Source organism: Pseudomonas sp. D(2018) (assembly GCF_005502555.1).
In the GTDB taxonomy this organism is placed as follows: Bacteria; Pseudomonadota; Gammaproteobacteria; order Pseudomonadales; family Pseudomonadaceae; genus Metapseudomonas; species Metapseudomonas resinovorans.
In genome coordinates this window covers 1-12,121 of record NZ_SCOK01000090.1, presented here as the reverse complement: position 1 = coordinate 12,121, position 12,121 = coordinate 1, and the positions used below count along the sequence as shown (strand labels likewise).

At 62.8% G+C, this 12,121-nt stretch carries 11 protein-coding genes; 7 read left to right on the top strand and 4 right to left on the bottom strand.

Annotated elements, in window-relative coordinates; genetic code table 11:
- Positions 1 to 314, bottom strand: a 314-nt coding sequence (locus FFS60_RS27835) for a serine dehydratase beta chain (RefSeq protein WP_305955960.1), incomplete at its 3' end; no start/stop codon positions are given.
- Between the two features lie 528 nt (positions 315 to 842).
- Between FFS60_RS27835 and FFS60_RS27830 the strand changes: the two genes are divergently transcribed.
- The 3 genes from FFS60_RS27830 to FFS60_RS27820 are packed head-to-tail and all read left to right on the top strand — an operon-like array spanning position 843 to position 2,577.
- A complete protein-coding gene (locus FFS60_RS27830) occupies positions 843 to 1,241 on the top strand; it encodes a thioesterase family protein (RefSeq protein WP_028630554.1) in 399 nt (132 codons plus the stop codon).
- A 12-nt stretch (positions 1,242 to 1,253) separates the two neighbouring features.
- Positions 1,254 to 2,156, top strand: coding sequence for an alpha/beta fold hydrolase (locus FFS60_RS27825; RefSeq protein ID WP_137823807.1), 903 nt, complete (start codon positions 1,254 to 1,256; stop codon positions 2,154 to 2,156).
- A gap of 1 nt (position 2,157) precedes the next feature.
- A complete protein-coding gene (locus FFS60_RS27820) occupies positions 2,158 to 2,577 on the top strand; it encodes a thioesterase family protein (protein ID WP_028630556.1) in 420 nt (139 codons plus the stop codon).
- Between the two features lie 101 nt (positions 2,578 to 2,678).
- Here FFS60_RS27820 and FFS60_RS27815 read toward each other — a convergent pair whose 3' ends face one another.
- Positions 2,679 to 2,981 (bottom strand): hypothetical protein, encoded by a 303-nt coding sequence (locus tag FFS60_RS27815; RefSeq protein WP_028630557.1) that lies wholly within the window; start codon positions 2,979 to 2,981, stop codon positions 2,679 to 2,681.
- Between the two features lie 206 nt (positions 2,982 to 3,187).
- Here FFS60_RS27815 and FFS60_RS27810 point away from each other — a divergent pair, with 206 nt between their 5' ends.
- Together FFS60_RS27810 and fusA are read left to right on the top strand one after the other, a co-directional pair.
- Entirely contained in the window at positions 3,188 to 4,228 is a 1,041-nt protein-coding gene (locus FFS60_RS27810; protein WP_028630558.1) for a low specificity L-threonine aldolase, read from the top strand.
- A gap of 810 nt (positions 4,229 to 5,038) precedes the next feature.
- Positions 5,039 to 7,132, top strand: a complete 2,094-nt coding sequence (gene fusA, locus FFS60_RS27805; protein ID WP_256658172.1) for an elongation factor G — start codon at positions 5,039 to 5,041, stop codon at positions 7,130 to 7,132.
- 195 nt (positions 7,133 to 7,327) lie between these two features.
- Here fusA and gstA read toward each other — a convergent pair whose 3' ends face one another.
- Both gstA and gbcB read right to left on the bottom strand, forming a co-directional pair.
- Positions 7,328 to 7,933, bottom strand: a complete 606-nt coding sequence (gstA, locus tag FFS60_RS27800) for a glutathione transferase GstA (RefSeq protein WP_137823806.1) — start codon at positions 7,931 to 7,933, stop codon at positions 7,328 to 7,330.
- 294 nt (positions 7,934 to 8,227) lie between these two features.
- Positions 8,228 to 9,331 carry a glycine-betaine demethylase subunit GbcB gene (gbcB, locus tag FFS60_RS27795; RefSeq protein ID WP_028630426.1) on the bottom strand — a complete coding sequence of 368 codons (1,104 nt, stop codon included), beginning with the start codon at positions 9,329 to 9,331 and terminating at the stop codon, positions 8,228 to 8,230.
- A 363-nt stretch (positions 9,332 to 9,694) separates the two neighbouring features.
- On the opposite strand from gbcB, the gene gbcA reads away from it, so the two are divergent.
- Positions 9,695 to 10,984 (top strand): glycine-betaine demethylase subunit GbcA, encoded by a 1,290-nt coding sequence (gene gbcA / locus FFS60_RS27785; protein WP_028630425.1) that lies wholly within the window; start codon positions 9,695 to 9,697, stop codon positions 10,982 to 10,984.
- 504 nt (positions 10,985 to 11,488) lie between these two features.
- Positions 11,489 to 11,809, top strand: coding sequence for a hypothetical protein (locus FFS60_RS27780; protein ID WP_028630424.1), 321 nt, complete (start codon positions 11,489 to 11,491; stop codon positions 11,807 to 11,809).
- Positions 11,810 to 12,121: the final 312 nt, after the last annotated feature.

The following is a 12,121-nucleotide window of genomic DNA, read 5'->3' as shown; positions in this document are numbered from 1 at the left end:
ACCGGGTGGCTGCCGTCCAGCAGCAGTTCGCGGGACGCCTGCAGCGCCTCGATGCGCGGGGCGATCTGCTTCGGGTCGACGCGGTCCGGCCACTCGCCCATCAGCCCCACCAGCGTGGCGCGGTCGGTGCCGTGGCCGACGCCGGTGGCCGACAGCGAGCCATACAGGCGCACTTCGACCCGTCGCACCTGGTCCAGCAGGCCGCGCTCACGCAGCGCCGTGGCGAACAGCGCCGCCGCCCGCATCGGGCCCACGGTGTGCGAGCTGGAAGGGCCGATACCGATCTTGAACAGGTCGAACACGCTGATGGCCATGCCGGTTCCCCGATTGAGGCAATGTAGGAGCGATAGGTGGGAGCGAACTCATTCGCGATGCGGGCCACAGGCCTGCCCTTCCCTACGGCGATTCTCCCGATCCAACGCCGGGGGAATCTGTCCGTATCCGACCCGAAAATGCACCCCTCCACCGCCTCACCCACAGAAACCGGGGATCATGCTGTGGATAAGCTGTAGAGCCACCGCCCTGCCCCAGGCACGGCGCCGCTTCCAGCCGAATGGTCAATTCTTGAGCCATTTCAGCCACTTGTAGAAAGAGCTGCCCCCAGAATCTGTGCAGGGGCTTGTGGATAAGGTGTGAGCGTCCGGCCAGGGGCCCGGTGGCCGGGGACTTTGCCGAAGTTGATCAATAAATGCACAGCCTGGGAGAAATTAAACACACGATTAAATTTTGTAACCCGTGCCAACCCCGGCTTTGGCTGCTGGTATAAAAGTTTCCGTTCAAATTATGAGCAGCCCGAAACCCAGGCTAACGTTCAAGTCACAAGAACAACGGAGACCCGCCCCATGAATCCCGGCACCCAGGCAGAGGCTGATTTCATCGTCCTGCCCAGCGACACCGCCAAGGCCCTGCCTCTTTCCCCTGACGACGATTTCCCCGAGGTGTTCGCCACCTCACGCATGATCGCCCTGATGGAGCTGGCGGCATCGCGCTGCATGCGCCCCCTGCTGCAGGACGGCCAGCTCTCGGTGGGCGTCGGTGTGGATATCCGCCATCTCGGCGCCACCCCGGTGGGCGTCCGCGTATCGGCCCGCGCCACCTTCCTCGGTCAGGAAGGCAAGCTCTACCTGTTCAAGGTCGAAGCCTTCGACGAGGGCGGCCTGATTGGCGAGGGCCAGCACAGCCGCGCCATCGTCGCCACCGACCGGCTGCTCGCCGGGGCCCATTCCCGCAACCAACGCTGAACCGAATTCCCCATGACACGACCCGATGCCCGGCCCCGGCGCTTGCGGCTGCCAGACGGCCGCACCCTGGCCTACCAACTCTACGGCGCCAGCGAAGGCCGCCCGCTCTACTACTTCCATGGTTTTCCCGGCAGCCGTCTGCAAGCCGCGCTGCACCATGAACAAGCCCTGGAGGCAGACGTCTGCCTGGTGGCGCCGGATCGGCCCGGTTTCGGCTGGTCCGACTACCAGGCTGGTCGCAGCATCCTCGGCTGGGCCGAGGACGTGGCCTTCATGGCCGATACCCTCGGCCACCGGCGCTTCGGCGTGCTCGGGGTGTCCTGTGGCGGCCCCTATGCGCTTGCCTGTGCCCATCAGATGGGTGAGCGCCTGAACTACGTCGGGTTGTTGGCCGGCATGGGGCCGATGGACATTCCCGAACTGCGCACGGCGCAACTCCCGGCACTCAAACTGATGTTCGGCCTGGCCCGCGTCCACCCCAGGTTGGCCAGTCCGCTCCTGGCGCTGGACAGCCTGCTGTTCAGGCATAACCCGGAACGGGCGGTAAAGGCGCTAGCCGGACTGCTGGCCGAACCGGACCGCCAATTGCTGGCAGCCGCCCCGGAGGCCGCCGGGGATTTCGCGGCGTTTCTCGCCGAAGCCTATCGCCAGGGCATCCGCGGCGCCTGCACGGAAGCTGCGCTGATCGCCTCACCCCGCCACTTCGCCCTGGAGGAGATCCAGGTGCCGGTGCACCTCTATCAGAGCGGCCAGGATCGTCATGTACCGGCGGTCATGGGCCGCCACCTGCAGGCGCGGCTGCCACAAGCGCACCTGCGGAGTTACCCACAGGAAGGCCATCTCTCCATCGTGATCAACCAGTTCCCCCAGGTGCTGGCGGATTTCAGTCACTCCAAGCAGAACGAGGCAGCCTGACATGAGCGACACCCTCACCTATCGCGGCGCCGTCTATCCCTGGCACTGCGACCACATGGGCCACATGAACGTGATGTGGTACGTCGGCAAGTTCGACGAGGCCACCTGGCAGCTCTTCACCCTGCTGGGCCTGGCACCGTCGCGCCTGCGCGAGGAAAACGCCGGCATGGCGGCGGTGGAACAGCAGATCGAGTACCGCCGCGAATTGCACGCAGGCGATGTCGTATCCATCCACTCCCAGGTGCTGGAGATGAAGGACAAGTCGATCCGCTTCCGTCATGAGATGCGCAACGACGAAACCGGCGAGATCGCCGCCGTCACCACCCTGGTGGGCGTTCACCTGGATACCCAGGTGCGCCGGGCGCGTGCCTTCCCCGCCGATATCCGCGAGCGTGCCGCCGCCTGGCAGCCGGCCGACTGAGGTCTATCCCCACAAAGCGTGGACGGTCCTGTGGACAAACTGTGGGATCGGCCACACAGCCCGCGTCTTGCCTGGCCCGCCGCCGACCGATCAAATTTTGATCAATCGTTCAGCTGGCTCAGGCAGGCCTGGGAAACCTTCAGCAGGCGCTGGTGGGTCTGTTCAGGCAGTGGGGTCTTCTGATCCTTCAACGTTTCCAGCTCGGTGCTGCTGAACTCGCTGCTGACCTGATCGGCCGCACAACTGCAGTACCGCTGCAGCTTGTCCTGCGCGATGCTGGCCTGGGCGCTGGTCTTGCACTCCTCGATGAAGTGGTCGCGCTCGCCGCTGGGCCACTCGGCGGCAACGACCGGCAAGCCGAACAGGGCGGGAACGAACAGGGCGATCAGGGTTGCGTAACGCATGGCGGTTCTCCTTCCTGGGTGGGGCGTCGCCTTGAAGCGCGCTATTGGGTTCTGAGGTGCCTTGTGAGGGTTGAGTTCCCGGTTCCTGACCAGGCGCCGCTGGCAGAAAAGGATGTCGCCTCGAGCGAATCCCGCGCGTCAAACCTGGCGTAAAGTTAGCCTCCATACGCCTGTGCCTGCAGGCGAACGGACAGAAGGACCAGGACATGACCGACCAGACCCAGCAATTCGCCAGCGACAACTACTCCGGTATCTGCCCGGAGGCCTGGGCCGCGATGGCCGAGGCCAACCACGGCCATGAGCGCGCCTATGGCGAGGACCAGTGGACGGCCCGCGCCTCCGACCATTTCCGCCAGTTGTTCGAGACCGACTGCGAAGTCTTCTTCGCCTTCAACGGTACCGCCGCCAACTCCCTGGCCCTGGCCTCCCTGTGCCAGAGCTACCACAGCGTGATCTGCTCCGAGACCGCCCACGTCGAGACCGACGAATGCGGCGCGCCGGAGTTCTTCTCCAACGGCTCCAAGCTGCTGCTGGCCAAGACCACCGACGGCAAGTTGACCCCCGAGGCGATCCGCGAGATCGCCCTGAAACGCCAGGACATCCACTACCCCAAACCCCGCGTGGTCACCCTCACCCAGGCCACCGAAGTGGGCACCGTCTACCGCCCCGAGGAAGTCCGCGCCATCAGCCAGGTGTGCAAGGAGCTGGGCCTGAACCTGCACATGGACGGTGCGCGCTTCTCCAATGCCTGCGCCTTCCTCGGCTGCTCGCCGGCCGACCTGACCTGGAAGGCCGGGGTGGATGTGCTCTGCTTCGGCGGCACCAAGAACGGCATGGCGGTGGGCGAGGCCATTCTCTTCTTCAACCGCGACCTGGCCGAGGACTTCGACTACCGCTGCAAGCAGGCCGGCCAACTGGCCTCGAAGATGCGCTTCCTCGCAGCGCCCTGGGTGGGCCTGCTGCAGGACGACGCCTGGCTGCACTACGGCAAGCATGCCAACGCCTGTGCACAACTGCTGGCCGAGCTGGTGGCCGACGTGCCCGGCGTCAGCCTGATGTTCCCGGTGGAAGCCAACGGCGTGTTCCTGCAGATGTCCGAGCCGGCGCTGGAATACCTGCGCGCCAAGGGCTGGCGCTTCTACACCTTCATTGGCGCCGGCGGTGCCCGCTTCATGTGCTCCTGGGATACCGAAATGGACCGCGTGCGCGAGCTGGCGGCGGATATCCGGGCGGCGATGGCGGTTTGATCCCAGCGTGACCGAGCACTGTAGGGGCGAATTCATTCGCCAGGGGCAGCGCAGCTGCCCTATTGCGCCGACAGGGCAGACCTTCGGTCTGCTTGGCGATTGAAATCGCCCCTACAAGTGTTTCCGCCCTCCTTTCGCCGCCTTACCCCCGTTTTCCGTGGACCAACCTGTGGACAATCTGTAGACCCACAGCTGCAGCCCACGCCCGCCGCGGCCTTCCGCCTTCTGGATATTTCCTGATCTATTTCAACAACTTGCCACCTCTTCCACACAGAATCTGTGTAGCGAAAGGTACACAAGCTGTGGAAAACAGCCTGTAGCCCTCGTCCCACCTGAGGCACAGCAACCTGATCACTTTTTGACCAGAACTCCATGTCACCACGATTACCCCCAGGCACTGTGGATAATCCTGTGGAAATGTTGTTGATGCCGCTGTATAGCTCAAGCCCCGTCATTCCTGGCATCCTGCCAATTTGATGCACAAAAGAACCTGCCGGCCAAAAACTTGCGCACACAATCCGTGCATATCCCTGTGGAAAAGCCGTTTGTAAATCAACTGGAAGCAGTAAACACGGGCTGTACAGAGCATCGATCAGTTGTCGCTCGACCAGTGTTTATTCCCATTGGGCGGCCTGAAAGTCATGTCAAACAGTGGAAAACCGTGCGTTTACTCACAAAGCCAGTGGAGTCTTCTGTGCATAAGCTGTACAGAGCCCTTGCGGCGCCAGAAATGGCGCGGCTTAGCGGATCTCGTACATTTTTCGATCAATATCAATACGTTGCGGCAAAATCCGAGCATCCGGAGCAGCCATGGCGCGCCTGCCTATACTGGAAACACCCCAGCGCGCGGAGGTACTCATGGCGAACTACTCGGTGGAATCCATTCGAACGATCGCCCTGGTCGGCCACGGCGACAGCGGCAAGACCAGCCTGACGGAAGCCTTGCTGCACCGCAGTGGCGCCATCCCCAACGCCGGCACCCTGGAGCGCGGCGACACGGTGTGCGACTTCGACCCGCTGGAGCGTGAGTACCGCCACTCCCTCGCCTCGGCCCTGGCCCACTGCAGCCACGCGGACGCCGAGCTGAACCTGATCGACACACCCGGCTACCCGGATTTCATCGGCCAGTCCATCGCCGCCCTGGCTGCGGTGGAAACCGCGCTGGTGGTGGTCAATGCGCAGAACGGCATCGAGCTCACCACCCGCCGCATGATGTCCATGGCGGCCGAGCGCGGGCTGTGCCGAATGCTGGTGGTGAACAAGATCGACGCCGAGCGGGTGGACCTGCCGGCCCTGCTGGCCAATCTGCGCGAGGTCTTCGGCAAGGAAGTGCTGCCGCTCAACCTGCCGGCCGATAACGCCAGCCGCGTGGTGGATTGCTTCTTCAATCCTGCCGGCGAAGCCGACTTCTCTTCCGTGGCCGACGCACACCAGGCGCTTGTGGACCAGGTGGTGGAAGTCGACGAGGACCTGATGGCCCGCTACCTGGAACAGGGCGAGATCGCCCCGGAGGAACTACACGAGCCCTTCGAGCGGGCGCTGCGTGAAGGGCACCTGATCCCCCTGTGCTTCACCTCCGCACGCACCGGCGCCGGGGTGGCCGAGCTACTGGATATCCTCGCGCGCCTGGCGCCCAACCCCACCGAGGGCAACCCACCGCTCTTTCTCAAGGGCGAGGGAGCGGACGCCAAGGCCTTCCGCTCCCGGCCTGACCCGCAGCAACACGTGCTGGCCCACGTGTTCAAGGTGGTAATCGACCCTTTCGTGGGCAAGCTCGGCATCTTCCGGGTGCACCAGGGCACCCTGGTGCGGGACATGCAACTGTTCGTCGGCGACGGCCGCAAACCCTTCAAGCTCGGCCATTTGCTGCGCTTGCAAGGCAAGCGCCATGAGGAAGTGACTCGGCTGATACCGGGCGACTTCGGCGCCCTGACCAAGGTGGACGACGTGGAGTTCGACTCGGTGCTGCACGACTCCCACGACGAAGACCAGATTCACCTCAAGCCCCTGAATTTCCCAGCGCCCATGCAGGGCCTTGCCATCGAGGCCAAGCGCCGTGGCGACGAGCAGCGCATTGCCGAAGTGCTGAACCGCCTGCAAGCCGAAGACCCCTGCGTGAAACTCGACTACCAGGCCTCCACCCAGGAGACCGTGTTGCGCGGCATGGGCGAACTGCACCTGCGCTACCTGCTGGACCGCATCACCGGTTCGTACAAGGTGGAGGTGGAGACCCGCCCACCCAAGGTCCCCTATCGAGAAGCTATTACGCGCCCTGCCGAGGGCCACAGCCGGCACAAGAAGCAGACCGGCGGTGCGGGCCAGTTCGGCGAGGTGTTCCTGCGCGTCGAGCCATTACCCCGGGGCAGTGGCTTTACCTTCATCGATGAAGTGAAGGGCGGCGTGATCCCTTCCCAGTTCATCCCCTCGGTGGAAAAGGGCGTCCGCTCGGTATTGGCCTGCGGGCCGCTGGCCGGGCTTCCGGTGCAGGATGTCAAAGTCACGGTCCACGACGGCAAGCACCACCCGGTCGACTCCAAGGACATCGCCTTCCAGGCCGCCGGGCGCAAGGCCATGCTCGATGCCCTGCGCGCGGGCGGCGAAGTGGTGCTGGAACCCGTAGTCACCGTCGAAGTGACGGCGCCGGAGGCGAATCTGGGTGATATCACCACCGACCTGATCGGCCGCCGCGGCCAGGTGACCGGGACCGAGTCCCTGTCCCAAGGCCTGGCGCTGGTCTTCGGCCAGGTGCCCCTGGCTGAGCTGGACGGCTACGCCGGGCGCCTCAAGGCCATTACCCAGGGCCACGGCGCCTTCAGCATGGTTCTCAGCCACTACAGCCCCGCACCGCAGGATGTGCAGCAGAAACTGGCCGGAACCTACAAGGCGGTGCAGGAAGAGGATTGAACCAGCAGGTGGATGCGCGTTTCTTTGTAGGGGCGATATCGATGGCAATGCCTGCCCTTTGAAATCTTGTAGGAGCTGGCTTGCCAGCGAAACGCGGCCATTCGCTGGCAAGCCAGCTCCTACGGGCAATGCAGCTGCTTGCAACACGTCATGCAGTCAGAGCCACTGAATTCACCCCCACAATGACAGTGCCACTCAGACCAACCCCTCCGCTTTCAGCGCCTCCTGCACTGCCGGACGACTCGCCACGCGGCCCTGGAATTCCAGGAGTTCGGGGCAGTCGGAGATATCCATTTTCAGGAAGCCCGCCCAGTTGGTCACGGTGAAGAGGTAGGCATCTGCTGCGGTAAAGTCGTCGCCGGTGAGGAACTGCCGGCCTCGCAGCTGCTCAGACACCCACTGCAGGCGCCGATGCGCCATCCCGGCGTAGGTCGCCTTCGCTTTTTCGTCCAGCGCCGGGTTGAACAGGGCACCGAACGACTTATGCACCTCGCTGTTGATGAACGACTGCCATTCCATCACGCGATACCGCGGCAGTGTGCCAGCGGCCGGCATCAGATCGGTGCGGCCGGCCTGATCGCACAGGTACTGGCAGATCACCGGCACTTCGGTCAGCGTCTGGCCGTTGTCCAGCTCCAGCAAGGGCACATAGCCCTTGGGGTTGCTGCGGTAGTAGTCATCGCCGGCGGCTGTCTTGTGGGCACCCAGGTCGACCTTTTCCAAGGCAAAGGGTTTGCCGATCTCGCGCAGGACGATATGCACAGCGAGCGAACAGGCTCCGGGGGAGAAGTAGAGTTTCATCGCATGGGCACCTCAGGCAGGCCGCAAAGTACCGGCACAGGCAATGCACCGGCGGGAAAGTCATCCGGACAAGCATAGCGGGGGTTTCCCCCACGAACAGTGGACCAGCCTGTGGACAAGCTGTTCGTCCCTGGCGCTAGGCCGCGGCCTGCAGGAGTTGCCGAGGTTTGGTTATTTTTCCAGCAATTTCAGTGAGTTGCGCACAGCAACTGTGCACCGCTACGCCCACAAGCTGTGGACAGATGGCGCCAGCCCGCGGGGGGCGCGGGCTGGAGAGAGATGCTCAGAAAACCATCAGTAGTCGATGGCCACGTCGCCCTTGGGAATGCTGCAGCAGGAAAGGATGTAACCCTCGGCGACATCTTCGTCGGTGATGCCGCCGTTGTGCTCCATCTCCACCTCGCCAGCGATTTTCATCACTTTGCAGGTACCGCAGATGCCCATGCCACAGGCCTTGGGAATATGCAGTCCGACTTTGGCGGCGGCCGAATGCACGGTCTCGCCGGGAGCGACGCGAATGCTCTTGCCGGTGCCGGTGAACTCCACCAGGTTCATATCGCCAGCCGGTACTTCGGCGGCCGCTTCGGCCGCCTCAGCGGCATGCTCATTAACTTCCGCACGGATTTCCGGCGGCGTCGGGCCGAAGGCTTCTTCGTGGTAGCGCTTCATGTCGAAGCCGGCCGCTTCCAGCAGGCGTTTGATCGCGGCCATGTAAGGCGTCGGGCCGCAGCAGAAGATCTCGCGCTCCATGAAATCACCGGCGATCAGGTCGAGCATCGCGCGGCTCAGGTAGCCACGATAACCCGACCAGGTTTCGCCGATTTCGTACTTCTCGCAGATCAGGTGCAGCTTGAAGTTGTTGATGCGCGAGGCCATGTGGCGCAGCTCGCGGTGATAAATGATGTCCTTCGGCGTACGCGCGCTGTGGACGAAGATCATGTCCACCGCGCCGTTGGTATCGAAGAACCAGCGCGCCATGGACATCACCGGGGTGATGCCGACACCGCCGGAAAGGAACAGCACCTTTTCCGCCGGGAAGTCGATGGCGTTGAAAAGTCCCACCGGGCCGTGCACCGGGATCACGTCACCTTCTTTCAGGTTGTCGTGCAGCCAGTTGGAAACCTTGCCGCCCGGCACGCGCTTGATGGTCAGGGAGAAGCTGTAGGGCACCGACGGCGAGCTGGAGATGGTGTAGGAGCGCATGATCGGCTGGCCGTCGATCTCCAGTTCCAGGGTCACGAACTGCCCCGGCTTGAAGAAGAACACCATCGGCTGGTCGGCCATGAAACAGAAGGTGCGCACGTCCCAGGTTTCCTGGATCGCCTTGACGCAGCGAACCATGTGCCGGCCGTTGGTCCAGGTCTGGGTCGTGATGGGATTGAGGAAATTGTTGGTCATGGACGCTGCTCCGCGCGTGGCCGGATATCGGCCTAATGTGGCGGATTGTGAATAACGCAAAAACGGCCCATTTACCTGTCCGCGACATTCACATGCTCATCGCGACCTGCCAGCAACCACCGGGGCTTGCGCGTCGGAAACGGATGTTCCCATGTCGCCCGTGGATAAGGTCGTACCTCTGCGCGCCAGCACACTCAGCTCCAGCCGAACCATAAGGCATTTGAGCGAACCACCCTCGCACCCGCAGCAGGGCAGCCAATCGGCAGGCGAGCAACGAGGGCAGGTCAAGCCGCCTTGCGTGACAACCGAACCAGCCACTTATTGCGGCGGTCGCGAACGCGACCAGCCATTGAGGAGTTACCGATGGACGTCACTTCCACCCTGAGCCTGGGCGATCCACTTGAACCCGCACGCAAGGCTACGGCCGACATGCTCCGCGAACGCGACCACAGCTTCTCCCTGCCGCAGCCGTTCTATAACGACGAGCGCCTGTTCCAGATCGACATGCAGGAGATCTTCCACAAGGAGTGGCTGATCGCCGGCATGACCTGCGAGATCCCCGCCAAGGGCAACTACCTGACCCTGCAGATCGGCGACAACCCGATCATCGTCATCCGTGGCGCCGAAGGCCAGGTGCATGCCTTCCACAACGTCTGCCGCCATCGTGGCTCGCGCCTGTGCGTCAGCGACAAGGGCAAGGTTGCCAAGCTGGTCTGCCCCTACCACCAGTGGACCTACGAGCTGGACGGCCGCCTGCTGTTCGCCGGCACCGAGATGGGCGCCGACTTCGACATGAAGGAATACGGCCTCAAGCCGGTCAACGTGAAGACCGCTGGCGGCTACATCTTCATTTCGCTGGCCGAGAATCCACCGGCCATCGATGACTTCCTCTCGACCCTGGCCCATTACATGGAGCCGTACGACATGGAGAACACCAAGGTGGCGGTACAGACCACCTTGATGGAAAAGGCCAACTGGAAGCTGGTGATCGAGAACAACCGCGAGTGCTACCACTGCAATGGCTCGCACCCGGAACTGCTGAAGACCCTGCTGGAATGGGACGACGTCACCGACCCGCGCGCCAGCCAGGCGTTCAAGGATCAGGTCGCCGCCTGCACCAAGGCCTGGGACGAAGAGAAGATCCCCTATGCCCACGCCAGCTTCGGCCTGCGCAACCGCATCGTGCGCATGCCCCTGCTCGACGGCACTGTCTCCATGACCATGGACGGCAAGCAGGGCTCGAAGAAACTCATGGGCCGCATCAAGAACCCTGACCTGGGCTCCATGCGCATCCTCCACCTGCCGCACTCCTGGAACCACTGCATGGGCGATCACCTGATCGTATTCACCGTATGGCCCATCAGCGCCCAGGAAACCATGGTCACCACCAAATGGCTGGTACACAAGGACGCGGTTGAGGGCGTGGACTACGACGTTGCCCGGCTGCGTGAAGTCTGGGATGCGACCAACGATCAGGACCGTCGCCTGGCCGAAGAGAACCAGCGCGGCATCAACTCCACCGCCTACCAGCCCGGCCCGTACTCCAAGACCTACGAGTTCGGTGTGATCAACTTCCTCGACTGGTACAGCGAACGCGTTCTCAACAACCTCGGAGACACCCCGGCCACCAAGCTGCGCCAGGTCAACGAGTAATCCATCCAGGGTGCTCCACGAGGCGGCTTCGACCGACCTCGTGGCGCTGGGGGAACAGCCATGTCCACCTGCCTCGGCTTCGCCATCCTCCTGACGCTTTATGGACTGGCCTCGAGCCTGCTCAAGGCCTGGTCCGAACGCTCACACTGAGGTCCTTCGAGGACCACCCTCGCCCCCGCTGGGATGTCGGCCCCAGCGGGGGCTTTTTTTTGCCTTAAAGAACCCGGAGCGATGTGCCAGCGGCGAATGTCTGACAGAAAACACCTTCAGATAGTTTTGGGAAAATTCTCAATGATGCCCCGTCATCGCGAGAGAGTGGATGTGGGAAATTTCCTAATCAGAAGGAATTGAGGATAGGTACACATTCCGCATAGGAATCGTCCGAAAGATGCGAAGCTCCTTCAGACAGACTCCTGATTCCTACAGAAAAACCGGACGCCCAGGACGTGGAAGGTAAGAGCCTTCTGATTTTTACTGACCCTATGTCAGAAGGAGGGTCAAACCATGAAAACAATCCTGATAGCTATTTCTCTTGTGCTGACCGCATTCTCAGCGGTTTCCCATGCGACAGAAGAGAAGACCATCCACGGAGTCATTCACTTTGTAGGAAGTATCAATAGGGCTCCGTGTGATTATTCAACGGCCGACTGGTACCTGCATTCCGGTCGTTCCGACGGCAGCAGCCCTAGGAGCGCCGGCGCCGTTCCGGCCTCGAGCGGGATGTGCGCCGGGATCGCCGATACGTCCTCCATAAGCACCTATGAAGTCGCTGCCAGTTCGAGCACGGCGGTCCGCGGCAGGGTGGTCGTGGTGACCTTCAACTAAAAGGACGAGGCCGCCACGGGATCGCGTCCTTTCTACCCGGCATCAGAATCGGGACCCGACGCTTCCCGTGGCCAACCAGACAAGCGCCCAACACGAAGTGTTGGCACGCGAGCTCTACATCACCGGATGCGAGGGCGGGCCAACCCTTGGTAGCCGGCTGATTCGACCAACGTGATCAGCCACCCTTTCACATGGGTCAGGGAGCGGGTATCCCGCCGTCGCTCTATCGCGGCATTGCGCACGACAGGCTCGCCAAAATCCACCAAGATCCAGCATTGGCAATACTTCCACCCCGCCCACCCACTTCGCTAC